The organism is Phyllobacterium phragmitis, from assembly GCF_002980495.1.
GTDB lineage: Bacteria > Pseudomonadota > Alphaproteobacteria > Rhizobiales > Rhizobiaceae > Paramesorhizobium > Paramesorhizobium phragmitis.
In genome coordinates, this window is the sequence record NZ_PVBR01000029.1 from 1 (window position 1) to 25,909 (window position 25,909).

25 protein-coding genes and 2 tRNA genes are annotated in these 25,909 nt (G+C 60.4%); 2 read left to right on the plus strand and 25 right to left on the minus strand.

All coding sequences use genetic code 11. The annotated features are described in order from the left end of the window. Positions 1 to 236: 236 nt before the first annotated feature. Entirely contained in the window at positions 237 to 1,421 is a 1,185-nt protein-coding gene (locus C5748_RS24575; RefSeq protein WP_105745285.1) for a tyrosine-type recombinase/integrase, read from the minus strand. A gap of 161 nt (positions 1,422 to 1,582) precedes the next feature. After that, a tRNA-Phe gene (locus C5748_RS24580) sits at positions 1,583 to 1,658 on the minus strand. Positions 1,659 to 1,980: 322 nt separating this feature from the next. Between C5748_RS24580 and C5748_RS24585 the strand changes: the two genes are divergently transcribed. Continuing rightward, positions 1,981 to 3,057: a Gfo/Idh/MocA family protein gene (locus C5748_RS24585; RefSeq protein WP_105745287.1), complete on the plus strand. Its 1,077-nt coding sequence runs from the start codon at positions 1,981 to 1,983 to the stop codon at positions 3,055 to 3,057. On the opposite strand, the gene C5748_RS24590 is transcribed toward C5748_RS24585, so the two are convergent. The 11 genes from C5748_RS24590 to C5748_RS24635 all read right to left on the minus strand — a co-directional run bounded on the left by C5748_RS24590 (position 3,032) and on the right by C5748_RS24635 (position 10,497). After that, positions 3,032 to 4,198, minus strand: coding sequence for a Gfo/Idh/MocA family protein (locus C5748_RS24590; RefSeq protein WP_105745289.1), 1,167 nt, complete (start codon positions 4,196 to 4,198; stop codon positions 3,032 to 3,034). The two genes, C5748_RS24585 and C5748_RS24590, sit on opposite strands and share 26 nt — an antisense overlap. Before the next feature lie 308 nt (positions 4,199 to 4,506). Further along, the gene (gene yacG / locus C5748_RS24595) at positions 4,507 to 4,734 is read right to left on the minus strand and encodes a DNA gyrase inhibitor YacG (protein WP_105745291.1); all 228 of its coding nucleotides are present in this window, start codon (positions 4,732 to 4,734) and stop codon (positions 4,507 to 4,509) included. Positions 4,735 to 4,758: 24 nt separating this feature from the next. Then, the gene (locus C5748_RS24600; RefSeq protein WP_105745293.1) at positions 4,759 to 5,385 is read right to left on the minus strand and encodes a Maf-like protein; all 627 of its coding nucleotides are present in this window, start codon (positions 5,383 to 5,385) and stop codon (positions 4,759 to 4,761) included. A gap of 138 nt (positions 5,386 to 5,523) precedes the next feature. Continuing rightward, positions 5,524 to 5,742, minus strand: coding sequence for a translation initiation factor IF-1 (gene infA, locus C5748_RS24605; protein ID WP_002965531.1), 219 nt, complete (start codon positions 5,740 to 5,742; stop codon positions 5,524 to 5,526). Between the two features lie 114 nt (positions 5,743 to 5,856). Beyond that, positions 5,857 to 6,264, minus strand: coding sequence for an arsenate-mycothiol transferase ArsC (locus C5748_RS24610; protein WP_280953503.1), 408 nt, complete (start codon positions 6,262 to 6,264; stop codon positions 5,857 to 5,859). An 89-nt stretch (positions 6,265 to 6,353) separates the two neighbouring features. Next, positions 6,354 to 6,833 (minus strand): UPF0262 family protein, encoded by a 480-nt coding sequence (locus tag C5748_RS24615; RefSeq protein ID WP_105745295.1) that lies wholly within the window; start codon positions 6,831 to 6,833, stop codon positions 6,354 to 6,356. A 7-nt stretch (positions 6,834 to 6,840) separates the two neighbouring features. Beyond that, positions 6,841 to 8,133 (minus strand): histidinol dehydrogenase, encoded by a 1,293-nt coding sequence (gene hisD, locus C5748_RS24620; RefSeq protein ID WP_105745296.1) that lies wholly within the window; start codon positions 8,131 to 8,133, stop codon positions 6,841 to 6,843. A 34-nt stretch (positions 8,134 to 8,167) separates the two neighbouring features. Further along, complete coding sequence (locus tag C5748_RS24625; protein WP_105745298.1) at positions 8,168 to 8,608, minus strand: DUF2948 family protein; 441 nt, start codon at positions 8,606 to 8,608, stop codon at positions 8,168 to 8,170. A 133-nt stretch (positions 8,609 to 8,741) separates the two neighbouring features. Beyond that, on the minus strand, positions 8,742 to 10,031 hold the full coding sequence (murA, locus tag C5748_RS24630) for a UDP-N-acetylglucosamine 1-carboxyvinyltransferase (RefSeq protein WP_105745300.1): 1,290 nt from the start codon (positions 10,029 to 10,031) through the stop codon (positions 8,742 to 8,744). Next, positions 10,018 to 10,221, minus strand: a complete 204-nt coding sequence (locus C5748_RS28060) for a hypothetical protein (RefSeq protein WP_146119615.1) — start codon at positions 10,219 to 10,221, stop codon at positions 10,018 to 10,020. Before C5748_RS28060 ends, murA begins: the two co-directional genes overlap by 14 nt. Before the next feature lie 63 nt (positions 10,222 to 10,284). Further along, positions 10,285 to 10,497, minus strand: a complete 213-nt coding sequence (locus C5748_RS24635) for a hypothetical protein (protein WP_105745301.1) — start codon at positions 10,495 to 10,497, stop codon at positions 10,285 to 10,287. A gap of 150 nt (positions 10,498 to 10,647) precedes the next feature. On the opposite strand from C5748_RS24635, the gene C5748_RS24640 reads away from it, so the two are divergent. Beyond that, positions 10,648 to 10,722: transfer RNA gene (locus tag C5748_RS24640), tRNA-Thr, on the plus strand. Positions 10,723 to 10,741: 19 nt separating this feature from the next. Here the strand turns inward: C5748_RS24640 and C5748_RS24645 are convergent. The 12 genes from C5748_RS24645 to C5748_RS24700 all read right to left on the minus strand — a co-directional run bounded on the left by C5748_RS24645 (position 10,742) and on the right by C5748_RS24700 (position 25,851). Continuing rightward, entirely contained in the window at positions 10,742 to 11,854 is a 1,113-nt protein-coding gene (locus C5748_RS24645) for a S1C family serine protease (RefSeq protein ID WP_105745365.1), read from the minus strand. 192 nt (positions 11,855 to 12,046) lie between these two features. Continuing rightward, on the minus strand, positions 12,047 to 13,159 hold the full coding sequence (locus C5748_RS24650; RefSeq protein ID WP_105745302.1) for an ABC transporter permease: 1,113 nt from the start codon (positions 13,157 to 13,159) through the stop codon (positions 12,047 to 12,049). 1 nt (position 13,160) lies between these two features. Next, positions 13,161 to 14,294 (minus strand): ABC transporter permease, encoded by a 1,134-nt coding sequence (locus C5748_RS24655; protein ID WP_105745303.1) that lies wholly within the window; start codon positions 14,292 to 14,294, stop codon positions 13,161 to 13,163. Next, entirely contained in the window at positions 14,291 to 16,048 is a 1,758-nt protein-coding gene (locus C5748_RS24660; RefSeq protein ID WP_105745304.1) for an ATP-binding cassette domain-containing protein, read from the minus strand. The genes C5748_RS24655 and C5748_RS24660 overlap by 4 nt, the downstream gene beginning before the upstream one ends. Beyond that, a complete protein-coding gene (gene hlyD / locus C5748_RS24665; RefSeq protein ID WP_105745367.1) occupies positions 16,045 to 17,061 on the minus strand; it encodes a secretion protein HlyD in 1,017 nt (338 codons plus the stop codon). Before hlyD ends, C5748_RS24660 begins: the two co-directional genes overlap by 4 nt. Continuing rightward, complete coding sequence (locus C5748_RS24670) at positions 17,061 to 17,750, minus strand: CerR family C-terminal domain-containing protein (protein ID WP_245581955.1); 690 nt, start codon at positions 17,748 to 17,750, stop codon at positions 17,061 to 17,063. Before C5748_RS24670 ends, hlyD begins: the two co-directional genes overlap by 1 nt. A 410-nt stretch (positions 17,751 to 18,160) precedes the next feature. Continuing rightward, a complete protein-coding gene (locus C5748_RS24675) occupies positions 18,161 to 19,762 on the minus strand; it encodes an ABC transporter permease (RefSeq protein ID WP_199194895.1) in 1,602 nt (533 codons plus the stop codon). A gap of 121 nt (positions 19,763 to 19,883) precedes the next feature. Next, positions 19,884 to 20,861 (minus strand): Fe(3+) ABC transporter substrate-binding protein, encoded by a 978-nt coding sequence (locus tag C5748_RS24680; protein ID WP_245581957.1) that lies wholly within the window; start codon positions 20,859 to 20,861, stop codon positions 19,884 to 19,886. Between the two features lie 159 nt (positions 20,862 to 21,020). Beyond that, positions 21,021 to 22,085 carry an ABC transporter ATP-binding protein gene (locus tag C5748_RS24685; protein WP_105745371.1) on the minus strand — a complete coding sequence of 355 codons (1,065 nt, stop codon included), beginning with the start codon at positions 22,083 to 22,085 and terminating at the stop codon, positions 21,021 to 21,023. Between the two features lie 192 nt (positions 22,086 to 22,277). Further along, a complete protein-coding gene (gene scpB / locus C5748_RS24690; RefSeq protein WP_105745309.1) occupies positions 22,278 to 22,949 on the minus strand; it encodes an SMC-Scp complex subunit ScpB in 672 nt (223 codons plus the stop codon). A gap of 3 nt (positions 22,950 to 22,952) precedes the next feature. Continuing rightward, on the minus strand, positions 22,953 to 23,972 hold the full coding sequence (locus C5748_RS24695; RefSeq protein WP_105745311.1) for a DUF1403 family protein: 1,020 nt from the start codon (positions 23,970 to 23,972) through the stop codon (positions 22,953 to 22,955). 154 nt (positions 23,973 to 24,126) lie between these two features. After that, the gene (locus C5748_RS24700) at positions 24,127 to 25,851 is read right to left on the minus strand and encodes an ABC transporter substrate-binding protein (RefSeq protein ID WP_105745313.1); all 1,725 of its coding nucleotides are present in this window, start codon (positions 25,849 to 25,851) and stop codon (positions 24,127 to 24,129) included. Between the last annotated feature and the right edge of the window lie 58 nt (positions 25,852 to 25,909).

Below are 25,909 nucleotides of genomic sequence, written 5' to 3' on the forward strand. Positions count from 1 at the left end.
TGATCCGTTCCCATTGATCATCCCGAAGAACATCGCAATCCATCACTGACCTCCAAAAGTCAGTGTTGAATCTGATTTGCCGGAATTTTGGAATCCCAAAACCTTAAATCGTCACTACGACCTAGAGGGACGGCTTCGCTCCGCGGCGTTTCTCTCTGCTGGTGTGATGGCAGCCTGACCCGATATAAGCCCTGAGTCCACCAGTATCCGTCCGGGGGAAGCGGATGACGGCAACACTAGCGGCCCGCCTTTAGCGCGTCTAGCAAATCTCCCCACTCCTGCATCAGCGATACCCGCTGTTTCCAATAAGTGGCACGGTTGTAGGTTCGCCGAATGGCGTTCTTGTCCTGATGCGCCAAGACCGCCTCAATTACGTCTGGATCGTAGCTGCGGGCGTTAAGGATGGTACTGACAGTAACTCGGAACCCGTGGGCGGTCACTTCGTCCTTGCCGTAGCCCATACGCCGCAGCGCGGCATTCATGGCGTTCTCCGAAAGCGGACGCTTGGTCGAGCGGATTGAAGAAAAGACAAATCCGCCGTACTCAGAGAGCGGCCAGATCTCTTCCAAGACCAGAAGCGCCTGCTTCGATAGCGGCACATCGTGCGGAGCACGCATCTTCATACGCTCAGCCGGAATGTGCCAAACGGCCTTCTTTAGGTCGAACTCGTCGCGGGTCGCTCCTCGTACTTCGCCGGGGCGGACACAGGTGAGGGCAAGGAACTGGAGGGCCGCTTTGATGGTCGGCCAGCCGTCGTAATCATCGATCGCCACGAGGAGCTGGCCGAATTTTCTTTCATTAGTGATCGCGGCGCGGCCAGTGGCTTTCGGCGGCTGGAGAGCGCCCCGGAGGACCAGGGTCGGGTCAGTCTCGGCACGGAGAGTGACAATCGCCAGCCGAAAAACACTCCCGATCACGCCGCGCAAACGCCGCGCCGTCTCTCTTCGGCCGCTCTTCTCGATCTTCTGGAGGAGCTGGAGAATTTCCGCCGCAGTGATCTCCTTGATGGGACGCTTGGCGAGCGGACTGGCCAGGTCTTCGAGGAGCCACTTGGTTTTGGTGACGGTGGCCGCCGCCTTCCGTTCCTCCATCCGCCCAATATATTCTTCGGCGATCAGACCAAAGGTGGTGCGCGCTTCCGTGATGGCTAAGATTTTCTCCTCCTTGCGCTTTGTGGAGGGGTTGATGCCGGCAATAAGCAGCCTTTTGGCTTCATCGCGCTTTTCTCTCGCGTTGAGAAGCGACACCAGCGGGTATTTCCCGAAGGAGAGGATATTTTCCTTCTCGAGGTAGCGATAGCGCAATTGCCAGAGCTTGGAGCCACTTTTTTGGACGAGAAGATAGAGCCCGTCGCCGTCGGAGAGACGATACGGCTTATCCTTGGGTTTGGCGTTCTTGCAGGCGAAGTCGGAGAGCGGCATGGGTAACGGGCCTCCTGGGTAATGGGTAATGCCCGGATCGTTACCCATAAACTCATGCGTTGCAATGGTACGCAGTGGCCCGTTATGAGTAGCGAAAATCAGCTAACTCATTGATTTTTCTTGATCAAAGAGACGTCGTGAGAAACAATGGGAAGGGGCAATGGTGCCCAGGGGCGGAATCGAACCACCGACACGCGGATTTTCAATCCGCTGCTCTACCAACTGAGCTACCTGGGCATCCCGCTTCGCTTGTCCCCCGATCCAGATCCGGTCAACCGGATGTATCGAAGCGGCGGGGTTGGCAATCCGCCGGAAGCGCGTGGGTTATAGCACTTAATTCCAGGCTGTCCAGCACCGGAATACGAATTTCTCCATGCTTTTTCCTGCAATGCCGAACAAATCCGGCAGCAGGGTTCGCCACCGGTGAGCTGACCCGATAAATCTGGTGGAAAACACCGCAAGAATATCCAAACCGCACTAATTTCACCCCATTTCCATTCGCAATCTCCTTAAATTGACAGGAAATGCGGATGGGGATCATGGAGGGGGCAAGACAGCGGTGAACACAACAGGATGGGGTATTGTCGGGACGGGCGACATCGCGCGGCGGTTCGCCTCTGATCTGGCGCTTGCCTCAGGTGCGACACTACACGCCGTTCATTCGCGCAACCCTGGCAATGCCGAGCGCTTTCGCGCCGAAACCGGCGCGCAAAAGGCTTATCACGATCTCGACGCCTTCATGTCGGACCCGGGCATCGAAGCGGTCTATATCGCCACGCCGAATTCGCTGCATCTGGCGCAGACATTGCGGGCATTGAGAAATCGCAAGGCGGTGCTCACCGAAAAGCCCATCGCCCCATCCTTTCCGGAAGCCGATGTGATCCAGCGCGAGGCGCTGCGCCAGAAAACCTTCGTCATGGAGGCGATGTGGACGCGCTTTCTTCCCGCCGTCACGGCCGCGAAAGCACGCATCAAGGCCGGTGCCATCGGCGAAATCCGCAAGATCAGTGCCGATCTTTCCTATTACAGGCCCTATGATCCCGAAAGCAGGTTTTTTTCACGGGCGCTGGGCGGCGGCGCCGCGCTCGATCTCGGCGTCTATCCGGTATCGCTGGCGATGTATTTCCTCGGTGAGCCGGAGAAGGTTTCCGGCCGCTGGTTCAGTGCGAAAAACGGTGTCGACATGCGCACCGAGATCACCCTGCACTATGCCTCGGCCGATGCGGAACTCTCCTGCGGCTTCGACCGGAACGGAGCGAATCATTTCCTCATCGAAGGCAGCGCCGGCGCGCTTCGCCTGGACGCGCCTTTCCTGAAAGCCCAGCACCTCACGCTCTATTCTCCCGCGGCCATGAAATCTTCGCTCTTCGGGCCATCTCCACAGGGTGACGGGCTGGCGACGAAGCTGCTCTCCCGCCTGCCTGCCCCCTTGCCACGGCTCTGGGGGCGCCAGATTGAGCATCATCCCTTCGAGGGCAATGGGCTGCAGTTCCAGGCGATGGCCGTCATGGACGCGCTGCGCGCCGGTGAGACACGATCTGCGATCATGCCGCTGCACGAAAGCGTCGCGGTGTTGCGCGCCATCGGCATCGTGCTCTCACGCTCCCCTATCACGGAAGCCGAGCCGGCTGTGTAAAGCTGCTGCGTAGTACATAAGGCTGCGGCAGATCATGCGCATTGTTGAGCGCCAGCGCGAGTTCGGTCACATGCAGGGCGACATCGCCTGAAAAGAAAGCCGGAATCCCGCTTCCGACCGATCTGGCCTGCGCGGCGATCCCGGCGGCAAAATCGATGCGCGAGGGAAATGCCGGCAAGGCGCCTTCGGCCTGGAACCCCTTATAGGACAAGCGCCGCCCCGGCGTCGGCTTCCACGGCAGGGCTCGCTTCACCTTGCCCTCGAGCCAATCGGCCATCCGCATCTTCAACTGCTTTCCCTCGGCGAGCCTTTCCAGATGAACGGCGGAACGGTTGTCCCAGAGATCGCGCACCGTGATCGATCCGCCGTCGCCCAGGATGGTGAAGGACCGGTCCCGCGGCGCGGCAAGGCCACAGGTCAGCCGGGCGATCACACCAGAGCGGAATTGAATGCAGCCGACCGAAAAGTCCGGGGCCATGGCGATCTCCTCCGTCCCCGGCCCCTTGTCGGGAAAGGTGACGGCGGAAAAGGCGGTGAGGCTTGTGGCCGGGCCAAACAGCGAAACCAGCCAGGAGAGCCCATAGCCTGCATGTTCAAGCGTACAGCCTATCTCGAATTCGTGCAGGCCGGGCCAGCGCGCGCCGGACCGGGAACGCCACGTCTTCCATTTCCCCCTGAAAACGGCGCCGTCTTCCATCTGGGCATAAACAAGGCGCGGCGTGCCGATCGACCGCTCAGCCAGTGCCTTCCTGACAAGCCTGTTGGCATCGCTGAGCGCATTGGCCGGTGCGGTTGAAAGAATCAAGCGGCGGCGCGATGCCAGTTCCACCAGTTCCTGCGCCTCCTCGAAGCGCATCGCCAAGGGCTTTTCGCAATAGACATGCTTGCCCACTTCGAGCGCCCGTTTCGATATCTCATAATGACTTTCCGGCGTCGTCAGGTTGACGACGATGGCAATTTCGGGATCGGCCAGAATTGCGTCGATATCGGCATAGGCCCGGACGTCATAAAAGGCGCAGAACCGCTTCAGCCGTTCGGGGTCGCGGTCATAGACGCCGGAGAGCGTTAGCGACGGATGGTTCGGCAGGGTCGTCATATAGTAATCAGCGACAAACCCGGTGCCGACAATGGCGATCTTCATGATGTCATTCCCCTCATGGGGTTTTCCCACCAACGCCCGCTTCCCGCAAGGTTTTAGCAAAATTAGGATGAATGAAGCGTGAAAGACGCTTTATAGCAGTTCAATTTCAAGTGGAAGCGATGCGCTCAGGCATTCTTCAATCTTTATGGTAGCAACCATATTCCAACCGTAGCAACAGCGGCACCGTCGAGCATGGATTCCTGTGACAAGCACAGGCCCGGGCACGGGAATTCATGCCTCACCATCTCCACATTCCGACGGTGCAGAATGATGTAAGGATGGGCGGCTCCATCAAATTGGGAACGGCTTTAGCTTTCGCCATCATCCGAATCGTCGCTGTCATCGGCCGATTCCACCGCCGGGATGACATAAGCGCCTGAAAGCCAGCGGTTGAGGTCGATATTGCGGCAGCGCCGCGAGCAGAACGGATAATCCTCGCGGCTCGACGGCTTGCGGCATTCCGGGCATGGCCGGGGTGGGCGCAAGGGCGTCACCTTCGCGCCGGGTGCTGCCGATATGTCTTTCTTGCCGCTCATAGCCGAATCTTCAATGCCAAATCTTCAATGCTTGCCGGATGTCCATGCGCCGTAGACCTGATAGCCCTCGCCGGTCAAAAGGCTGACCGTCTCGTGCAGGGGAAGCCCGACGACATTCGTATAGGAACCGACGAGCTTGACGACGAAGCTTCCGGCAAAGCCCTGTATGGCATAGCCGCCTGCCTTGCCGCGCCATTCGCCCGAAGCAAGGTAGCTGTCGAGCTGCTCGCGGGTCAATCGCTCGAAGCGCACGCGGCTTTCGACCAGCGTCTGCCGCACGCGGCCTTTCGGCGTGACGAGGCAGATCCCGGTGAAAACCTTGTGCGATCGGCCCGAGAGAAGGCGCAGGCATTCCCTCGCCTCGTCCTGGATTTCGGCTTTCGGCAGGATGCGCCGTCCCACCGCGACAACCGTATCGGCAGCCAGGATATAGCCCCCGGCAAGTTTCTCGTCGGTTTTCAGGCTCTCGGATGCCTTTTCCGCCTTTTCGCGCGACAGTCGGCGCGCCAGCGAGCGCGGATGCTCGCCGCGAAGCGGCGTCTCGTCGATATCGGTCGGATGAAGATGATCCGGTTCGATGCCCGCCTGCCCCAAAAGCTCGATCCGGCGTGGGGAACCGGAAGCAAGAACAAGCTTTTTCTGAGCGCTCATGAAAAGGCGTCCCTTCTAGAGCGCCGCACGTCCAATTGGACGCGCAAAGGACACTCTAACAGTTTATAATGCTGCATAATTTTATCCTTAAATCGATTCCGATTAAGGAATTCTGCAGTAGAACGGACGAAAAACGGACTATTTGAAACGGTAGGTGATGCGCCCTTTGGTCAGGTCGTAAGGCGTCATCTCGACAAGCACCTTGTCGCCGGCCAGAACGCGAATGCGGTTCTTGCGCATGCGGCCTGCGGTGTGGGCAATGATTTCGTGTTCGTTTTCGAGCTTCACCCGAAACATCGCGTTGGGCAGCAGCTCCGTCACGACACCGGGAAATTCGAGGACTTCTTCTTTCGCCATACGTATCCTGTTTCTTCTCTTGGCCGCTCCGCTCATGCGGACGGTCCGAATTTGCGCGGAACCTATATGATTAAAGTTCATTTGTGAACAACGTAATCGGCCTAAAGCTGTAAGCTATTTTATACCGAAGCGCTCGGCGATGCGGCGTTTGAGACGTTCGCGCACATCACGGTAGGCATTGAGTATCTGTTCGCGGGTTCCCCGCACCAATGTCGGGTCGGGCATCGGCCAATATTCCACATCAACGGAAAAGCCGCGCATGCGTTCCAGAACCGTGTGATGGGCGAGCGGCGTAAGCGTCACCACCAGATCGAAATAACCGTCACCCAACTCCTCCAGCCCCTTCGGCTGGCGCTCGTCGAGCGAAAGCCCCTCCTCTTCCAGGACGGCATCGACGAAGGGATCGCGCTCGCCGCGCTTGACACCGGCCGACGCCAGATAGACCTGCCTGCCAAGCATATGCCGGGCGAAACATTCGGCCATCGGGGAGCGGATCGCATTCATTCCGCAGACGAACAGGATGGAAGACGGCGCGGCACGCGGATCGGACGACGCGGCGACCGCCCCTGAATCATCCGTCTTTTCCGCCCCGTGCCCCGCCAAATCCGTGTTCACCCCCGCCAATGCAGCACGCAGACAAGCGTAAAGAGGCGGCGTGCCGTGTTGAAATCCACCTCGATCTTGCCGCCGAGCCGCTCCTTCAACGTCTGGGAACCTTCATTGTGCAGCCCCCGCCGCCCCATGTCGATCGCCTCGATCTTGCTCGGCGTTGAGGAACGGATGGCTTCATAATAGCTTTCGCAGATCATGAAATAATCCTTCACCACCCGCCGGAACGGGGCAAGCGACAGGATATGCATCGCGACATCCTCGCCGTTTTCGCGCGCGATGGCAAAAATCAGCCGCGATTCGACAAGCGAGAGTTTCAGCCGGTAAGGGCCCCCGGCCTTGTCGCCGACGGGATAAAAGCTGTTTTCCTCGATGAGATCGAAGATGGCGACGGCGCGTTCATGTTCGACATCCGGTGTGGAACGTCCGATGGATTCGTCCAGTATGACGTCGATCAGCCTGTTGTCGCCGCCGGATGCCATGGCTGCCCTACAAATTCAATCTTATGGCGACCGAACGCCCATGCGCATCCAACCCCTCGACGCGAGCAAGCTCGATGGCCGCGGGACCGAGCGCGCGCAACTGGTCCGGCCCGAGCTTCAGGATCGAGGTGCGCTTGACGTAATCGAGCACCGAGAGTCCGGAGGAGAAACGCGCCGAGCGTGCGGTCGGCAGGACGTGGTTCGATCCGCCGACATAGTCGCCGATCACCTCCGGCGTATATTTGCCGAGGAAGATCGCGCCCGCGTTGCGGATTTTCGGCAGCAACGCTTCCGGATCCGCAACGGCAAGCTCCAGATGCTCGGCGGCGATGCGGTTGATCAGCGGCAAACCCGCCTCGAAATCCTTGACCAGCAGCACCGCGCCGAAATCCCGCCAGCTTGCCGATGCCGTTTCTGCGCGGGGCAGCGAGCGCAACTGGCGCTCGACGGCTTCCTCGACGGAGCGCGCAAAATCTTCGTCATCGGCCATCAGGATCGATTGGGCGGCAGCGTCGTGCTCGGCCTGCGCCAGAAGATCGGCGGCGATCCAGTCGGGATCATTATCCCTGTCGGCGACGACCAGAACCTCCGAAGGACCGGCGATCATATCGATGCCGACGGTGCCGAACACCAGCCGCTTCGCCGCCGCCACATAGGCGTTGCCCGGCCCGACGATCTTGACCACGGGATTGATCGTCTCGGTGCCATAGGCAAGGGCGGCGATCGCCTGCGCCCCGCCGACCCGGTAGATTTCGGAAACACCAGCCAGGCGGGCGGCCACCAGCACCAGCGGATTGAGTACGCCATCGGGCGCGGGCACGACCATGACGATGCGCTCCACGCCGGCGACCTGCGCCGGCACCGCATTCATCAGCACCGAGCTCGGATAGCTGGCGGTGCCGCCCGGCACATAGAGGCCGACGGATTCGATCGCCGTCCAGCGGGAACCGAGCTCGACGCCCAGCGCATCGGCATAGCGGTCGTCTTCAGGCATTTGCCGGCTGTGATGTGAGCGGATACGGTCGCGCGCCAGTTCCAGCGCCTCGACGGTCGCCCGCGGCGCGGCGGCGACTGCCGCGTCGATTTCGGCCTTGGTCACGGCGATCCCGGTCTTTTCCAGATCGATCCGGTCGAAGCGCCTGGAATATTCGATCAGCGCCTTGTCGCCATCCCTGCGCACGCCATCGATGATCTCGCGCGCCGCACGGTCGACATCGTCCGAAACCTCGCGCTTGCCAGCGAGAAAGGCGGCGAATTTCGCCTCGAAATCATCATCGCTTTGTCTGAGCGTCAGTGCCACGCCGCAAATCCTTAAATCTTGCAAGTTCCAGTATTCAGGCATCATGCTCGGGCTTGGAGCGCGCTTCCCATGCCGGGCCGAGATCGGTCAGCTTGGCCTCGATGCATTCGACATCCAGCCGGATGGCGGCATTGCCCGAAAAGGTGAATTCCACGACGCCGGCCGGCGCATCGCCCGGCAGGAAACGAACCGCCAAAAGCGAAAGCACGTCGTCCTTGCGGCTGCGGTCGATACCGCTCGCCTTGACGGCAGTGACACAGTCGAAATGCAGCACCGAACGCCGCCGCTCCAGGGTACGTTTGCCGAAACCGCCTGTTTCAGCGCGTTCCCAGACGAAACGGTTGGCCGCCACAACGAAGCGCTTCTCCCGCGGCAAATAATCAAGATCACTCACCTTCAGGACCGCATCCTGCAGATGGGCCGAGATGATCTGCAAATCCCCGTCGTCGAGCGCCACAAGCTTGAGCATTTCCATTGGGTACATCCATGAAACAGCAGACGCCCTTCTGTTAGGACGTCCGCAGGCTCAGCGCAACAGCGCATCGGCCCGAAAACCGCAATCGATTTTCGGGCCGATGCACCGATTCAATCATTGACAGCAGAAGAAATTATCCGCTGACGCGTTCGACAACCGCGCCGCAGCGCGAAAGCTTTTCTTCAAGCCGCTCAAAGCCGCGATCGAGATGATAGACGCGATTGACCATCGTCTCGCCTTCCGCGGCAAGGCCGGCGATCACCAGCGACACTGAAGCGCGCAGGTCCGTCGCCATGACGGGTGCACCCTTCAGCCGCTCCACGCCCTCTACGGTGGCCATCTGTCCGGAAAGCGAAATCCGCGCGCCGAGGCGTGCCAGCTCCTGCACATGCATGAAGCGGTTCTCGAAGATCGTCTCGGTGATGTGCGAGGTGCCCTTGGCCGTGGTCATCAGTCCCATGAACTGGGCCTGAAGGTCGGTCGGGAAGCCGGGAAACGGATCGGTGCGCACATCGACCGGCATGATGCCATGGCCGTTGCGCACCACACGAATGCCCGAATTGGTTTCGGTGATTTCGGCTCCGGCCTGCGAAAGCGTCTCGAGCGCCGAGGAAAGCAGGTTCGCCTGCGCGCCCTCGAGCAGCACGTCGCCGCCGGCCATGGCCACCGCCATCGCATAGGTGCCGGTCTCGATACGGTCCGGGATGACGCGGACGCGCGCGCCGGAAAGACTTTCGACGCCTTCGATGCGGATCGTGCTGGTGCCGGCGCCGCTGACATTGGCGCCCATCGCGTTGAGGCAGTCGGCCAGATTGACCACTTCGGGCTCGCGCGCCGCGTTTTCGATGATCGTTTCGCCCTTGGCGAGCGTCGCCGCCATCATCATCACATGGGTCGCGCCGACGGAAACTTTCGGGAAGGTGTAATGCGTGCCGATGAGGCCCTTCCTGGCGGTCGCCTTGACATAGCCGTTCTCGATATCGATCTCGGCGCCGAGCGCTGCAAGGGCATCGAGAAAGAGATCGACCGGCCGCGTACCGATGGCACAGCCACCCGGCAGCGAGACATTGGCCGTGCCCATGCGCGCCAGAAGCGGCCCGATCACCCAGAAGCTCGCCCGCATTTTCGAGACGAGTTCATAGGGTGCCGTCGTATCGACGATATTGCGCGCGGTGAAATGGATCGTGCGCGAATAAGCGCCGTCCTGCCGCTCGCGCCGGCCATTGACTGAATAATCCACCCCGTGATTGCCGAGAATGCGGATGAGCTGCTCGACATCGGCGAGATGCGGCACGTTTTCGAGCGTCAGCGTATCGTCGGTCAGGAGCGAAGCGATCATCAGGGGAAGTGCCGCATTCTTGGCACCGGAAATCGGAATGACACCATTGAGCTTGTTGCCGCCGACGATTTTAATGCGATCCATGTTTTTCCACTTTCACGGGATCAGCGCCCGATTTCCAATCAACTCCCGAAAGAGCCGGTTTATCTGGATCATGTTGATTTTGGATTAAATCAATCCAAATCATCAACGTGATCGATTCTGCAAAGTAAGAGCGTGATTCCCCCGGAAAACGCTTCGCACTTTTCGGCATCATTCTCTGGATTTTCGGCACGAAAACTTCCAAGAAGCAACATGCGCCGGCGCCACAACAATATATCAGACTGACGCGCGCGCATTATTCCACATCAGTTCTTGACGGTTTATTGACGGGATCCGAAACCGCTTCTATGCCGTCCATCCTGTCGTCCGCATCTCCGGCGCGCCGCGAGCGCGCCTGCGCCTTGCGGCGCGCGAGGTTGGCCCGCAATTGCTCGGAAAGCCGCTTCCTGCGTTCCGCCGCCTTGCGATCCCTGGGATCCTGATCGGGTTGCCTGGAATTCTCGTTCATCCTGCCGTCTTATTACTATAGGATTTGCCCGAGGGAAAGCGCATGCCGAACGTGCCTGTGGAGGATTTTCACAATATCAAAAAAGAATCCCGATTGCTTGCTTGCGGTTTGCCCCACGTTGTGGCAGAAGTCCGCCGCATTCGCGACGTTGCTGCGGTAGCTCAGTGGTAGAGCACTCCATTGGTAATGGAGAGGTCGGGAGTTCAATCCTCCCTCGCAGCACCAGTTTTCCACATGAAGGCCATCAACGTTTGTCTCTGACGGTTTTGCCGTTTTCATAGAGGATGCGGCCAGTAACGCTGTCCCAGCCAACGACGAAAGCTGCCACGCCCTTTGCGGTTTTATTTCTTGCTGGGCTGTATGCTGACCAATTGACAACTCCACGGATAATGCATGCGTAGTCCTCGCATTTAATATCCAAGGTGTCGGGCCGCACCGTATAGCTCCTATCTGGCCATCGTTGTGCGAACTTAGTTTTTTCTGCGATTAGTTCAGCTTTACTGATGTTCTTCCCGTAGAATGTTACTCGGCTGCCGTATACGCCCCGCATGTAATCGAGTGCAGTGACATTATCGCTTGACCACACCCGATGATATTCGTGGATAAATGCTGTGGCTTTTCGAACAACCGAGTCAGAAATAGCACCGCCGACATCACTCGTTTGGGGTGGGTTTTCTGCTTGAGCCGGAGTGTTTGCAACTTCCCTTTTAAGTTCCCCATAGCAGAGGATTTGGTAGACTGAAGGAGAGACCTTATCCGCAATGTCAGCTGTAGACATAAGGTTTCCGGTAGTCTCGCTCGCCTCGAATGAAATATTCCGAGATTGAAGGAACAACTCCAAAACACTTCCCTTAACAGCGAAATTCACATTCTGAGGGACCGTTCCGGTTTGAGCAGTGATACCCAGACCCAGAGTTGCGGTATTAATCCCCAGAACGTCACCCGCACGGTCCACCAAAGGCCCACCGGAGTTCCCTGGTTGGATAGGCGTTGAGATTTGTAGATAGCGGGTATCGTTCTCCATCCCGATCAGAGAATTGATATTCCCTGTGGTGATCTTCACGCCATCAGAGAGGATGTTGGACAACGGATAACCCATAGCGGCAACATCTTCTCCGAGGCGGGGAGCAGCGCGTCGAAGCTTAAGCGGGCTGCGTCCGGCTGGAGGAGTTGCAAGCCTAAGCACAGCGAGGTCGTTTAGATTGTCAACCTGTCGGTCTACAGCTTCACCAAATGAACCTACGGTCAACTTTGTGCAACCCTTGACGACATGGGCGTTAGTAACGACCCAACCATTGTTGTTGATAAGAAAGCCAGTGCCGGAAAACGATGCCTCTTCGGCCGACGCGCCTCCCATTGAAATTAGAGTCGCACAAGCGCCCAGTGCCCCATAGATAAACGACCTAGTACGCATACCCCATCGCCCCCTCATTGCCGCGCACAGGCTCCCTCAAACGGCCCGACAAAGCAAGACCATAGCCTTACAGAAGAATGACTCGATCGTAAGGTCGAAGTCTCACGATAGTCTGACTCAAGGCATTTGCCCGCCTCACTCCAATCTCCGCCGGAAAAGCCATGAGGCGGCGGTGAGGGTGACGATGGCGATCAGCGCCAGCGGGATGGTGTTGGCCAAGACTTCGCTCGCCGGTATATCGCGCAGGAATACGCCTTTGACGATGACCAGAAAATAGCGCAGCGGATTGACGAGCGTCACCGGCTGCAGCCAATTTGGCATGTTCTCTATCGGCGTCGCAAAGCCGGATAAAAGCATCGCCGGCACCATGAACAGGAATGCGCCGAGGATCGCCTGCTGCTGCGTCATCGACAGCGCGGAGATGAACAGGCCGAGGCCGACGACGGCCGCGAGATAGACGATCGCACTGCCATAGAGGAGCAGCAGCGAACCTCGGAGCGGGACACCGAAGATGAAGACGGCGGCAAGGATATAGATTGTCATGTGGAACATGCCGATCATCATCGGCGGCGTCAGCTTGCCGATGAGGATCTCGTGGGTGCGAAGCGGCGAGACCATCAGCTGATCGAATGTTCCAAGTTCGCGTTCGCGCGCGATCGACAGTGCGGTTACGATGAGCCCGATCAATAGCGCGATGCTGGCGATCAGGTTGGGCACCATGAACCATTGGAAGATCAGGTTCGCATTGAACCAGTTGCGCGGAACGACGCCGATCTCGGTCGATGCGGCGCGCCCACCGGCGGGCGTATCGGCGGCAACGCCCGCGATGATCTGGTTGAGATAGCCGGCGACGAGTTGCGACGCATTCGAGCGGCGGCCATCGAGAATGATCTGGATATCGGCGGGGCGGCCTGCCTCGATATCGCGCGAGAAGGACGGCCCGATCTGCACGGCGGCGATCACCCGCTGCCGGTCGATGGCGTCACCCACCGTGGCCGGATCCTCCGCATGCGTGATCGACCGGAAGGTCGGCGCGCCGTCGATCCGATAGATCAGTTCCTGCCCCCAATGCCCGCCGTCGCGGTTGAGAACCATGATATCGACATTCTTCACCTCGAGCGTCGCGGCATAAGAGAAGACCACGAGCTGGATGATCGGCGGCCCGATGAGAATGAGGCGGCTCTTCGGATCGCGCAATACGGCCAGCAATTCCTTGACGATCAACGCCTTGAGCCGGATCCACCACATCTCAACCGATCCTCTTGCGGGTCGAGCGGGCGGCAAGGGCGAAGAAGACCGCGCCGATGATGAGCATGACGGCGATGGCCTGCAAGAACATAGGCCAGATGTCGCCAGCGAGAAAAACCGTCTGAAGGCTTGGAATGAGGTAGCGCGCGGCAACGATCGTCGTCAGCCACTGGATGACGCGCGGCATCGAATTGATCTCGAAGAGGAAGCCGGAAAGCAGGAAGGCCGGCAGGAAAGCCGAAATAAGCGCCAGTTGCGAGGCGAGGAACTGATTTTTCGTGGCGGCTGAAATGAGCAGGCCCTGGCCGAGCGCCGGTATCAGGAAAGTCGCCGAAAGCGCATAGAGCGCCAGGATCGAGCCCCTGAACGGCACGCCGAACAAAAAGACGGCGAGCAGCACGCAGAGCGTCATCGAAGCCAGCCCCAAAATGAAATAGGGCAGGATCTTGCCGGCCAGCAGCTCCACCGCCGTGACCGGCGTCGCCATGATCGCCTCCATCGTCCCACGCTCCCATTCACGCGCGACAACGAGCGAGGTGAGAAGCGTGCCGACCAGCGTCATCACGATGGCGATGGAGCCCGGCACCAGGAAAAAGCGGCTGGTCAGTTGCGGGTTGAACCAGAACCGCTGCTCCACGCTGATTGCCGGCGGGTGCGCCGCGACCTCGGCCCCGCGCAGCGCCGCCCAATTGGCCACGACGCCCCGCGCATAATTCTGCACGAAGCTCGCCGTGTTCGGATCGGACCCGTCGACGATCACCTGGATTGCGGGCGCGGCTCCGGCCGCATAGTCGGCGGCGAAGGTCGCGGGAATCACGACGATGCCCCGCACCCGGCCGACGACCAGATCCTCCTCGAATTCCCGCCTGTCGCGGCCGTTGGCCACATCGAAATAGCGGGATGCCTGGAAACTCGCGGCCAGATCCCTGGTGATCGGCGTCGGATCCTCCACCACCAGCCCAATACGGGTGCGGGTCGCATCGAGCGACACCCCATACCCAAAGAGGAAGAGCAGGATCAGCGGCAGCACGAAAGCGATGAGGATGCTGCTCGGATCGCGGATGACCTGATAGGTCTCCTTGCGCACCAGGGCGGCAAGCCGGCGGGCCCGGTCCAGGCGGCTCGAATCATTCATGCCGCCACCGCCTCCGCTTCGGATTCCTGCACCAGGGCGATGAACGCATCCTCCATCGTCGGATCGGGGTTGTCCTTGCTGGCGACACGCGCCTTCAACTCATCGGGAGAGCCGAGCGCAATGGAGCGGCCGCGATAGATCAGCGATATGCGGTCGCAATATTCGGCCTCCTCCATGAAATGGGTGGTGACCAGCACCGTCACGCCCTTTTCGACCAGCCCGTTGATATGCGTCCAGAATTCCCGCCGCATGATGGGATCAACGCCGGAGGTCGGCTCGTCGAGGAAAAGCGCTTCGGGCTCATGCATGACCGCGCAAGCAAGCGCGAGGCGCTGCTTGAGGCCGAGCGGCAAATCCTTGGCGGACATATCGGCATGCGGCGCGAAATCGAAGATCTCCGTCATCAGCGCGATGCGCTCCCGCTTTCGCCTGCCGCTCAGGCCATAGACGCCGGCGAAGAAGGCAAGGTTCTGGGCGATACTCAGATCACCATAGAGCGAAAACTTCTGGGCCATATAGCCGAGATGGTTGCGCGCCTCCGCCGTATCGCGGCGCAGATCGAAACCGGCGACGCGACCCTCGCCTTCCGTCGGCTTGAGCAATCCGCACAGCATCTTGAAGGTGGTGGACTTACCGGCGCCATTCGGCCCGAGCAATCCGAAGATCTGGCCGCGCGGGATTTCAAAGGTGATATCGGCGGCGGCGGTGAAATCGCCAAAGCGCTTGGTGAGGCCGTGGGCGACGATGACGGGCTGCCCTCCGTCGGATGGCAATCTGGTGGTGGCGTCCGCCAGTTTCGATCTGCCGCCCGGGCCACCGCCGAGCATATCGACAAAGGCATCCTCGAAGCGCGGCGTCGCGGGTATCAGCCGGCCCTTCGAGCCGATCTCCCGCTCGATAGGGGATGTTGCACCGGGAGCAAGCACCAGCCGGATCGCCTCGCCCTGGATGACACCATCGACCACACCGGGCTTGTCGAGCATCTCCGCAAGAATAGGCCTGCGCCGCCCCGTCAGGCCTGTCAGCTTGAAGACCCTGCCATCGACCCGGCTGGTCAATTCCGAGGGCCGCCCGGTGAAGAGCAGCTTGCCCTGGTTGAGGAGGAAGACATTGTCGCAGGCTTCAGCCTCGTCGAGATAGGCTGTCGACCACACCACGCCGATGCCTTCCCGCGTCAGATCCTCGACCATTTTCCAGAGGTCGCGGCGCGAAATCGGATCGACGCCGACGCCCGGCTCGTCCAGCAGCAAAAGACGCGGCTTCTTCAGCAGTGCACAGGCAAGGCCGAGCTTCTGTTTCATGCCGCCCGACAGCTTTCCCGCGAGACGGCCGGTAAAGCGCTTGAGGTCGGTGAAGGTCAGCAATTCGTCATAGACGGCGGGGCGCTCCGCCTTGGGCAGGCTCCTGAGATCGGCATAAAGATCGAGATTTTCCTGTACGGACAGATCCTCATAAAGGCCGAAGCGCTGCGGCATATAGCCGATGGCCGCCTGGATCGCGGCAGGATTCCGCCTTGTGTCGAAGCCCAGCACCTCGATCGCGCCTGCATCCGGCAGCATCAGCCCGGTCATCAGGCGGATCAGCGTCGTCTTGCCGGCGCCATCCGGTCCAACCAGGCCTGTGATTTCCCCTCCCCTGATCACCCCCTCTATCTCGTCGAGCGCCGGAGGCGCGCTCCCGAAGCGCTTGGTGACATCCGTCAGCCGGACGAAATCGGCGGATGCATGCTCCGCCTTCGCCGCACGGGCACTCACGGCCCACCTCCACCACTGTCGGCCGGCAAACGCACCGTCACCGGCATGCCCTGGCGCAGCCCAGTATCGGCGCTCTCGACGATGATCCGCAGCCGATAGACAAGATCGGTCCTCAGATCGGGCGTTTCGACGGATTTCGGCGTGAATTCGGCGATGGGCGAGACGAACCCCACCTTGCCCTGATAGGGCTTGTCAGGCGCCGTGTCGGACACGATTTCCACCATCATGCCGGGATGAACCTTGCCAAGAAGCGGCTCCGAGATATAGGCGCGCACCCAGACCGGCTTCGTCAGCGACAGGACATAGACGATATCGCTTGGCGACACGATCGCGCCCGGTTCACGCACCCGCGAAAGGACGATGCCATCGGCAGGCGCTGAAAGCTCAGTATCATCAAGAGAAATCCCGGCGGACGAAAGTTCCGCCTCCGCCGCCTGCAGATTGGCGCGCGCCGCAGCGATGTCTTCGGGTCGCGTGCCCTCCTGCAGCAGACGCAGCGCCTCGAGCGCCGATTGCGACCGTGCCGACGCCATGTCTTTCACCGCCTTCGCCTGATCGAGACCTGCCTGGGAGATCGAGCCGCCCGGTCTGAGCTGACGCGCCCGCTCGAAAGCTTGCTCCGCATTTTGCAGATCGGCCTGGCTCTCGGTGTAGAGGGCCTTGGCCTGGGCAATCTCCGCCGCACGCGGGCCGGCCTGGAGTTTTTCCAGCGTGGCGCGCAGGCCCGCGACCTTGGCCTCAGCCGCGCGGACGGTATCCTCGGCGGGTGCTGCATCGAGGCGCGCCAGGATATCACCGGCCTTGACCGTATCGCCCTCGTCTACCAGCGCTTGCTCGATCCGTCCGGCGACGCGGAAACCGAGTTGCACCTGGCGGATATCGACATTGCCATAAAGCGTCACACGGTCGTGGGGCTGGCTCCCCCAGCCGAGACGCGATGGAATACCGAACCACCACCCCGCCGCCGCGCCGGCGACAAGCAGCAGAACGACGATGACTATGAGTTTTCTGATCACGCGTTCTTGCCTTCCAGTCCGATGGCAGCAACCAGTTCACGCACCAGCCCCCGCACGATTTCGACTTCTTCGGGGCCTATTGCTTTCCACTCGAGCTGCGCCAGGACCGCGGCATGGGCCACCCGGAACACCATGACACTGCCGATGAGCGCCAGCGTCCGCAGCCGCACGCGCTGGGAGCCCGGGGCCTCATTGAGAAGAATGGCAACCAGCCTGGCGACAACTTCGAGCATCGGCTTCATGACGCCGCCATAGACCCGCTTGAAGGCTTCCGTCGGCTCCATCTGCTCACGAATGAGAAAGCGGGCCCAGGGTTCCGATTCACGGCTGACGAACAGCGTCGCCATAGCCTGCAGGATGTCCGTCAGAAGGCTTCGCGCCTCGTCCGCGCCGATGGGAGTGCCCGTGACCTCCGCCTCGGCAAGCCGGGAGCGGGTACGATCGCGCAGCGTGGACACATGGGCCGAGATAGCCGAGCCGATATGCTCCGCCGCCGCTATGTAGAGGCCTTCCTTACCGTCGAAATAATAGGGAATCGCCTGCTGGTTCACGCCGGCCGCCTCACTCAGCATCCGGGTCGTCGCACCGTCGAAACCATAGCGGCCGAATATTTCGATCGAAACCGTCAGCAGCTTTTCGCGGGTTATGTCCCCGCGATCTTCCCTGGATTTGCGTATTTTCTTCATCTTGGACCTATCTGCCATATCTTAAATTTAATTCATTCAATTGAATTAGTCAAACGGATGAATTTCAGGCAACCTCCTGAAAGCTCACACTTAGAGCGGTTCACTTTCAGACGGAAACGATGCGTTCAGGCGTTCCTCAATCTTGACGGTGGCGAACACCCTATTACAACCGTCGCAACAGCGGCATCGGTGAGGCATGGATTCCTGTGACGAGCACAGGAATGACGGCAGTTTGGCTGTTGGCGGCCAATTGCGGGCGTTTCCGCCCGCAGAATGGTTGCTTATAGGGGCGAAAACATCTCATTTCCGTCATTCCTGTACTTGTCACAGGAATCCATGCTTCGTCATCTCTACAGTTCCAACGGTGCAGAATGGTAAGGCTAGACGGTTCCATCAAAACAGGGATCGCTCTAAGATTTCTGCCGCCCTACCCTGGCAAGCACGATCACCGGCAATGTGCCGATCAGAACGATGGCAAGGGCGGCGATCGATGCCTCCTCATAGGTTCCGCGCGCCGCCTCGCCGTAGAGATGCGTTGCCAGCGTTTCGAAGTTGAGCGGCCTGAGCAAAAGCGTTGCGGGCAGTTCCTTCATGCAATCGACGAACACCAGAAGGCCGGCGGCGGCCAGCGCCGCCTTCGACAGCGGCAGGTGTATTTGGCGGAATGTTCCGGTGGCATTCTGCCCGAGGCTGCGCGCCGCCTGATCGAACGAAATCGGGATCCGGCTGAAACCGGCTTCGGCGGCACCAGCCGGGATCGCCAGGAACCGCGCGGTATAGGCATAAATGAGCGCAGCACCCGACCCGATCAGCAACAGGCCGGTGGAGAAGCCGAACCAGTCTATCATGCTGCGGTCGATGAACCGGTCGAGCGCCGCAACCGGGATCAAGATGCCGATGGCGATCACGGTGCCCGGCGCGGCGTAGCCGATGGTCGAAAGTCGGAATGCGACGCCTGAGAACCTGCCCGGTCGCAACCGCACCGCGTAAGCCGCGATGATGCCGAAAGCCAACACGATCATGGTCGCGACCGCCGACATGATGATCGTGTTGGCGGCTTCCGAAACGAGTCGCTCCGACAGGCCAGCGGCACGAAAACGCTTCCAGGCTTCGACCGCGAGATAGCTCGCCGGGATGACAAAGCCGATCAGGACAGGGACGAGGCCGCAGCAAAGGGCCGCCCATCCGGCGAATCCACGGAGCTTTCGCGGCACGAAATTGCGGTTACGCTGGGCAGTCACGGAATAACGCTGGCGGCGGCGCGCCCAACGCTCGACCACGATGAGGGCAATCACCAGAAAGAGCATGGCGAGCGCGATCTGCGCCGCGCCGGGCAGGTCGGACCGGGTGACCCATGTCGTATAGACGGAGACCGTGAGCGTCTTGACGCCGAGGAATTCCGACGCGCCGATGTCGTTGAGCGCTTCCATCAGCGCCAGGGCGACACCGACCGCAATCGCCGGCCGCGCCAGCGGCAGGGCGACGCGCCAGAATATGCCGCTCCGCCTTGTCCCGAGCGTGCGGGCCGCCTCGATCAGGTTCGCCGCCTGCGTCAGGAACATCGCTCGTGTCGTGATATAGACATAGGGGTAAAGTACGAAGCCGAGCAGGATAATGCAGCCCGTCATCGACCGGATATCGGGCAGACGAAACTCGCGCGGACTGGAATAGCCGAGCACGGCGCGAATCACGCCCTGAAAAACGCCGATCGGATGGAGAATGTCGAGATAGGCGTAGGCGATGATATAGGTCGGCACGGCGAGCGGCAGCAGCAGCGCCCATTCCATCATGCTGCGGCCCGGGAAATCATAGGCCGTCACCAGCCAGGCGGTGCTGGTGCCGATAAGGATCACCAGAATGCCCACGCCGAAAAGCAGCATCAGCGTCTGGGTCAGCGCCGTGGGCAGCACGAAGGCGAAAAGATGCGGCCAGAGATCGCTCGACCCATGCAGGGCCTGCCAGCCGAGGGCCAGGATCGGCGTCAGCACCAATGCGGCGATGACGGTGGCCATGCATAGCCATAGCCGCCCGACCTTGCGGTGGGCGGCCAGCATGCGGAAAGAACGTGGCAAGGCGGTATATGTCATCGAAGGCATGACGGGCGCCGCAGGTTTGCGGCGCCCGAGCGTCCAATCAGTTGTCGAAGCCGACTTTTTCAGCCAGTTCGCTTGCTTCCTTGCGATGCCCGGCAATTGCGGTCAGCGGCACTGGATCGACCTTCAGTTCGCCGAAAGAGGCGATGATCGGATCGATGGGCGCGCCAGCCTTCACCGGATATTCGAAATTGGCTTCGGCATAAAGCTTCTGTGCCTCGTCGGAGACCAGATATTCGAGAAGCTCGACCGCCTGCTCCTTGTTCGGCGCATGTTTCGCGACTGCGGCTCCGCTGATATTGACCTGCGTGCCCCCGTCCTTGAATGTCGGCAGGATGACCTTGATCGCATTGCCCCAGGCAATTTGATCCTCGCCGCCCTTTCCTGAGCGCATCAGCCCGACATAATAGGAGTTGGCGATACCGATATCGCAGATGCCGCCGAGAATATCCTTGGCCACATCGCGATCGCCGCCGCCGGCCTTGCGCGCCAGATTGTCCTTGACGCCGGTCAGCCATTTTTCGGTCGCCTCGACACCATGATGCGCGATGTAATCGGCGAACAGCGCTGTGTTGTATGGATGCTGGCCCGAGCGGATGCAGACTTTGCCCTTCCACTTGGGATCAGCCAGATCCTCATAGTTGAAGGCAGCAAGATCGAGGTCCTTGGCGGCATAGAGCACGCGGGCGCGCAGCGACAGCGCAAACCAGTTGTTTCCGGCGTCGCGCAGGTTCTCGGGCACCGCGTCACTGAGCACCTTGGATTCGACAGGCTGGGTCAGTCCCTTTTCGACCAGATCGACGAGTTTGCCGAAATCAACGGTCATCAGGAGGTCCGCCGGCGAGCTTGCGCCTTCGGAGGCGACGCGTTCAGCCAGGCCGTCCTTCATGAACACTGTATTGACCTTCACATCGCTCTTGGCGGTGAAGGCGTCGAGCAGCGGCTGGATCAGGCCAGGCTCGCGCGTCGTGTAGATATTCAGTTCGGCTGCGGAAGCGCCGCTGCCGGCAAGGGCCATTACGCTTCCAAACAGAGCGGTTTTCACCGCAGAAAACTTGTTCATGGTGTGGTCCTTTATCATCGGGTTCTGGTTATGGCCGGAGAATGACGAGCCTTTGCAATCATTGCATCGACCATACATGAGTTGTCCAGTCAAGTTTATATCCCGGACCCGGTGTCATTCCTGTGAAAATGCAAGGACACCACTGGGCTGGATGGTCAGATGGACATGGTCTCCAGGCTTGACCTCGATACGATCGGTCGTGCGCATGTAAAGGGGCTCGGCCACTCCATCCAGCTTGATCGCAAGCTGTTCGATTTCTCCCAGGAACGAGCTGTGCCGGATGCGCGCGGGCAGTCCCTCGCCCGGCTTCGCCAGGCGGAATGCCTGCGGGCGGATGCAGGCGAGCGCCGGGCTTTCCTCGGGCAGACCTAGCGCGGCGGGAAACGCGCCGATGGCTGTCTCGATCCGCCCGTTGCGGTAGATCCCGGGAATCTTGTTGAAAGGGCAGAAGAACTCAGCCGCATAAAGCGAATTCGGGCGATCATAGATTTCGTAGCCCGTAGCCGCCTGCACCACGCGCCCCTTCTGCATCAACACGACCCTGTCGCCGGCGGAAAGCGCCTCTTCGGGATCATGCGTGACCATGATGACGGTCGTGCCAAGCGCCTTGAGCGTGGTGATGGTTTCCTCGCGCACCCGCTCGCGCAGGCCGCGATCGAGGTTGGAGAATGGCTCGTCCATCAACAGGATGCGCGGCTTCGGCGCAAGCGCCCTTGCCAGGGCCACACGCTGCTGCTCGCCGCCGGACAGCATATGCGGATAGCGCTTTGCGAGCGCTGTGATCCCGATCCGCGCGATGACCGCCGCCGCCTGCTCCCGCGCTTGCCGGCGCGGCAGTTTCTTCAGGCCGAACGCCACGTTCTCTTCGACCGAGAGATGCGGGAACAGGGCGTAATCCTGAAACACGAAACCGATATTGCGGTCTTCCGGCTCGACGAAACGATTGCCCCCCGCGATCTGGGCGCCGCCGAGCAGAATGCGCCCGCTATCGGCGGTATCGACGCCTGCAATGATCCGAAGAAGCGAGGATTTGCCGCAGCCGGATTGTCCCACAAGGCAGATGATTTCTCCGGGCAGAATCGAGAATGAGACGTCGTCCAACGCGAGCGTCTCGCCAAAACGCCGGCTGATATGCTCCAGCGTCAGCGCTCCGGCCGCGGTCTCTGCAAGTCCGTGCATCATCGATCCTCTGTCCGCCGGCGCCATGCGCCGCTGCGAGGTTTGTTGATTACTCAAATCAGGTTTAATGTCAAAATAGAAAGCGGAGCGTGCTCGGAGTCCGCCTGGAAATGGCTCAGGCCGAACCGAAAAATGGTGATTTTGCGAGCACCGGAGCGGAGCGTATGGTGGCTCGCTTGCCAATCCTCTTCGTCAATCCTCTTCTTCTTCCTCCACGGCCTCCATCGTGCTTGGGATGTCGGCCAGGAGTTTCTCCTTGTCGAGCAGCCCCGCATCTTCCAGCTTCTCGATGTCGGGCAGGTCGCGCAGCGTCTCGAAACCGAAATGCTGGAGGAAGGCATCCGTGGTGATATAGGTATAGGGCGCACCCGGCTGCGGACTGCGCGGACCGGACGCGATAAAGCCCGCGTGGCGCAATTGTCCGATCGCATCGCGGCTCACCTCGCGTCCGATGAACGTCGAAAGCTCGGTGCGCGTCAGCGGCTGGAAATAGGCGATGGTCATCAGGACGAGCGCCTGCGCCGGCGACAGTCCCGCCGCTCTTTCATCGATACAGGACGCCGCGCGAATGGCGCCCGCATAAGAAGGCCGCGTGCGATGCTGGAAGCCGCCGGCCACGCGGACGAGATCATAGGGCCGCATCCGCAACTCCTCGCGGATATCCTCTATCAGGAGATCAATGCTGCAATCGCGCCCGACCAGTTGCTTGAGCACCTCAACGCCGACAGGCTCGCTCGCCGCGAAGATCACTGCTTCGACGCGGTTCATCCATTCGCGCCAACGGGCAGTGGCCGGCAGATCCAGCAGTTCGCGGTCGAATGCGTCCTTCAGCTGCGATGTCTTCTCCCGGTCGCGCCACGCCATCTGCTAGAGCCCGTAGAGCCGGAAGGTGGATCGGCCCGTCAGTTCGCGCACCGCCTCGAGCGAAACCAGACGCTCGAAAAGCCGTCGCAACGCACGGTCGGTCATCGCCTGCCCCGGAAAGGCGCTGACACAGGCCGAGGGCAGCAACGCATCGTCCTGAAGCAAGGCCTCGACGATGCGCGCCGACCCCTTGGCGCGCAATTTCGGCGCGACGGTTTTCAATCTTTCCGCCCTGCGCGCAAGGTCGGCGGCACTATCATAGGCCTCCAGGGCGGCTTGCGCATGGGCGATGAGACATGCCTTGCGCCATCCCTCCTCGCCGATGCGCAGGCGGCGGCGATTGGCACCTGCCCGGAAGAAAGACTTCTGCGCCTGCGTCACCAGGAGCGGCACCGGCCTTGGCCATTTGAACCGGATAGCCAGCACAAGATCGGCCAGCCAGAAACCGAGAAGCTCGGCGGGAACGGGCAAGGCCCTGCCGCCCTCGAAAGCCTTCGCAACATATTCGCCGGCCTCTATGGCGGCAAAGGGCCCCTGTTTGCCGGTCTGCATCAGCATCCGGATATGGCGCGCTATCTCCCCGAAATCCCGATCCGATTTCAATCCGAAGAATTCCGCGATTGAATTCAGCGATTCCCCGTTTAGCGATTCCTTGTCGAGTGTCCCCGAATATCCGGCAAGCTTTCGCCAGGCGAGAAGGTTCCTGCCTGCCGGGCCGGGATCGCTGCCGGGCCGGGTGAGACAGACGACATCACGAAGCGCTGCCTCCTCTTCCGGTCTGCCGAGGAGAGAAGACGAAGCCGACGCGGCCTTCAGCGCCATGCGGCTGCGCCAGATGCCGGACCAGTCAGGATCGTCCCGGATAAGGCCGTCCAATGACTGGAGCGCCGCGCCCGCCAGGAAAGCGGCCTCAGCTTCGTCCATCGCCGACAGGTCACGCGCCGCCCGCACCCAGAGGGCAGGCGAAGAAGTGGCCGTGGAGGAAACCGGCTTTTCCGAAGCGATCGAGCGCGCATAATTCATGGTGGCAACTTAAGCCAAACCGCACGTCATCTCCATGGGATTTGCAGCAAACCACAACAAACACCGCCGCCCTATGCCATCGACGGAGATATGAGCAGCAAAAAGGGCCGGATATCGCTATCCGGCCCAATTTCTCCCACAGGAGGGCTCTGGCTTATTTCTGCCAGCTCTTGACCAGCTCGTCATAATTGACGGTGACGGGCTTTTCCTTTTCGTTCTCGACCTTCAGCTGAGGCGCGAGATTGCCGTGCTTGACGGCATCGTCATGCCAATATTGCAGATCGTGCTCCTCGGCGAGCTTCGGGCCGATATCGCCCTGAACGCCGGCGCGTTCGAGGCGCTCCATGACCCTTTCCTGCTCGGCGCAGAGCGAGTCCATGGCTTCCTGCGGGGTCTTCGCCCCCGAAGATGCGTCGCCGATCGCCTGCCACCAGAGCTGCGCCAGCTTCGGATAATCAGGCACGTTGGTGCCGGTCGGCGACCATTGCACGCGAGCCGGCGAGCGATAGAACTCGATCAGGCCACCAAGCTCGGGCGCACGCTTGGTGAAGCTTTCATGCCCGATGGAGCTTTCGCGGATGAGCGTCAGGCCCACATGGCTCTTCTTCACGTCGACGGTCTTCGAAGTGACGAACTGCGCGTAGAGCCATGCTGCCTTGGCGCGATCATCAGGCGTCGATTTCATCAGTGTCCAGGAACCGACGTCCTGATAACCGAGCTTCATGCCGTCTTTCCAGTAGACGCCATGCGGCGAAGGCGCCATGCGCCATTTCGGCGTGCCGTCCTCGTTGACGACGGGCAGGCCCTTCTTGACGGCATCGGCGGTGAACGCCGTGTACCAGAAGATCTGCTGGGCGATATTGCCCTGCGCCGGGACCGGACCGGATTCGGAGAAGGTCATGCCCTGCGCTTCCGGCGGCGCGTAGGCCTTCATCCATTCGAGATACTTCTCGATAGCATAGACGGAAGCCGGGCCATTGGTATCGCCGCCGCGCGCCACGCAGGAGCCGACGGGACGCGAATCCGCATCGACCTTGATGCCCCATTCGTCGACCGGCTTGCCGTTCGGAATGCCCTTGTCGCCATTGCCGGCCATCGAAAGCCAGGCGTCGGTGAACCGCCAGCCGAGCGACGGGTCCTTCTTGCCATAGTCCATATGGCCGAAGACCTTCTTGCCGTCGATCTCGCGTCCGGTGAAGAACTCGGCAATGTCCTCGTAAGCCGACCAATTGACCGGAACGCCGAGATCGTAGCCGTATTTTTCCTTGAAATCGGCCTTGTTCTTCTCGTCGTTGAACCAGTCGTAGCGGAACCAGTAGAGGTTGGCGAATTGCTGGTCAGGAAGCTGGTAGAGCTTGCCGTCAGGCGCGGTTGTGAACGATTTTCCGATGAAATCATCGATATCGAGACCAGGATTGGTAACGTCCTTGCCCTCATCGGCCATCCAGTCGGTCAGGTTGCGGACCTGCTGATAGCGCCAATGCGTTCCGATCAGATCGCTGTCGTTGACATAGGCGTCATAGATGTTCTCGCCCGACTGCATCTGCGTCTGCAGCTTTTCGACGACATCGCCCTCGCCGATCAGATCATGGCTGATCTTGATGCCGGTGATGGCGGTGAAAGCCGGCGCCAGCACCTTCGATTCATATTCATGCGTGGTGATGGTTTCGGAAACGACCTTGATCTCCATGCCGGCGAAAGGCTTCGCCGCATCGATGAACCATTGCATTTCCTTTTCCTGATCGGCGCGCGAAAGCGTCGACAGGTCACCGATTTCCTTGTCGAGAAATTCCTCCGCCTCGTCCATTCCGGCGAGTGCGTTGCCTGTAGCCAACAGCAGCACGAGCGCCGTTGTCGATGTGAGTAGATGCCGTCGCATATTAGTTCCTCCCAAGAGTTGCGATTGCAGTTTCAGTCCAGCGCCCGCTTGACGAGCT

Excerpts from the sequence above, each read along its gene's own strand:
- C5748_RS24635 (WP_105745301.1), bottom strand. The coding sequence starts at position 10,497 with ATGAACGAGAATTCCAGGCAACCCGATCAGGATCCCAGGGATCGCAAG.
- C5748_RS24680 (WP_245581957.1), bottom strand. The coding sequence starts at position 20,861 with ATGGCCCTTGCCGGCAGCGGCGCTTCCGCAGCCGAACTGAATATCTAC.
- infA (WP_002965531.1), bottom strand. The coding sequence starts at position 5,742 with ATGGCGAAAGAAGAAGTCCTCGAATTTCCCGGTGTCGTGACGGAGCTG.
- C5748_RS24700 (WP_105745313.1), bottom strand. The coding sequence starts at position 25,851 with ATGCGACGGCATCTACTCACATCGACAACGGCGCTCGTGCTGCTGTTG.
- murA (WP_105745300.1), bottom strand. The coding sequence starts at position 10,031 with ATGGATCGCATTAAAATCGTCGGCGGCAACAAGCTCAATGGTGTCATT.
- yacG (WP_105745291.1), bottom strand. The coding sequence starts at position 4,734 with ATGAGCGGCAAGAAAGACATATCGGCAGCACCCGGCGCGAAGGTGACG.
- C5748_RS24625 (WP_105745298.1), bottom strand. The coding sequence starts at position 8,608 with ATGGAAATGCTCAAGCTTGTGGCGCTCGACGACGGGGATTTGCAGATC.
- C5748_RS24675 (WP_199194895.1), bottom strand. The coding sequence starts at position 19,762 with ATGGCCACCGTCATCGCCGCATTGGTGCTGACGCCGATCCTGGCCCTC.
- C5748_RS24645 (WP_105745365.1), bottom strand. The coding sequence starts at position 11,854 with ATGGGAGGCGCGTCGGCCGAAGAGGCATCGTTTTCCGGCACTGGCTTT.
- C5748_RS24575 (WP_105745285.1), bottom strand. The coding sequence starts at position 1,421 with ATGCCGCTCTCCGACTTCGCCTGCAAGAACGCCAAACCCAAGGATAAG.
- C5748_RS24685 (WP_105745371.1), bottom strand. The coding sequence starts at position 22,085 with ATGCACGGACTTGCAGAGACCGCGGCCGGAGCGCTGACGCTGGAGCAT.
- C5748_RS24590 (WP_105745289.1), bottom strand. The coding sequence starts at position 4,198 with ATGAAGATCGCCATTGTCGGCACCGGGTTTGTCGCTGATTACTATATG.
- C5748_RS24695 (WP_105745311.1), bottom strand. The coding sequence starts at position 23,972 with ATGAATTATGCGCGCTCGATCGCTTCGGAAAAGCCGGTTTCCTCCACG.
- scpB (WP_105745309.1), bottom strand. The coding sequence starts at position 22,949 with ATGGCGTGGCGCGACCGGGAGAAGACATCGCAGCTGAAGGACGCATTC.
- C5748_RS24655 (WP_105745303.1), bottom strand. The coding sequence starts at position 14,294 with ATGAATGATTCGAGCCGCCTGGACCGGGCCCGCCGGCTTGCCGCCCTG.
- C5748_RS24650 (WP_105745302.1), bottom strand. The coding sequence starts at position 13,159 with ATGTGGTGGATCCGGCTCAAGGCGTTGATCGTCAAGGAATTGCTGGCC.
- C5748_RS24600 (WP_105745293.1), bottom strand. The coding sequence starts at position 5,385 with ATGAGCGCTCAGAAAAAGCTTGTTCTTGCTTCCGGTTCCCCACGCCGG.
- C5748_RS24670 (WP_245581955.1), bottom strand. The coding sequence starts at position 17,750 with ATGAAGAAAATACGCAAATCCAGGGAAGATCGCGGGGACATAACCCGC.
- C5748_RS24615 (WP_105745295.1), bottom strand. The coding sequence starts at position 6,833 with ATGGCATCCGGCGGCGACAACAGGCTGATCGACGTCATACTGGACGAA.